We start from the raw sequence: 538 nt of genomic DNA, 5'->3' as shown, positions 1-538 counted from the left end.
TATGGCTCGAATCATGCCAACGCCGAGAAAGGCTTGCCGCGTTCCATCCTCACGATGATGATCAATGACAAGGACACGGGCGCGCCGCTCGCGCTGATGTCGGCGAATCTGTTGAGCGCAGCGCGTACGGGTGCGGTACCCGGCGTCGCGGCAAAATACCTCGCAAATAAAGGTGCCAAGACCGCTTCGGTGATCGGCTGCGGTCCGATCAACAAGGCGTGTTTCACCGCGATCATGACGCAGCTCGAAGGCATCGAAAAGGTCGTGTGCTTCGATGTGTTCCTCGACAAAGCCAACGAATTCGCGCGCTGGGTAGAGGCGACGTACAAGATCGCGGCTATCGGCGTGGATGATGCAGAACAGGGATTCCGTGATGCGGACGTCATCACCATCGCTGCTTCGCGTCTGAAACCGCTGCATTTCAAGGACGAATGGATCAAGGAAGGCGCGGCCGTTCTGGTGTCCGGTCCGTTCAACACAGACGAATCGTTCCTCACAAGTTGCAAGATCGTATTCGATCACACCGCGCTGCAAGAGG

The 538-nt window shown here is 57.4% G+C and carries 1 pseudogene; it reads left to right on the top strand.

The features are described from left to right. Positions 1–538 (top strand): annotated as a pseudogene (locus tag P7F28_RS10325) (ornithine cyclodeaminase); the annotation flags it as partial.

Source organism: Caballeronia sp. BR00000012568055 (assembly GCF_029439455.1).
In the GTDB taxonomy this organism is placed as follows: domain Bacteria; phylum Pseudomonadota; class Gammaproteobacteria; order Burkholderiales; family Burkholderiaceae; genus Caballeronia.
The sequence above is the reverse complement of the archived record's forward strand: the minus strand, read 5'-3'. Positions and strand labels throughout refer to the sequence as shown.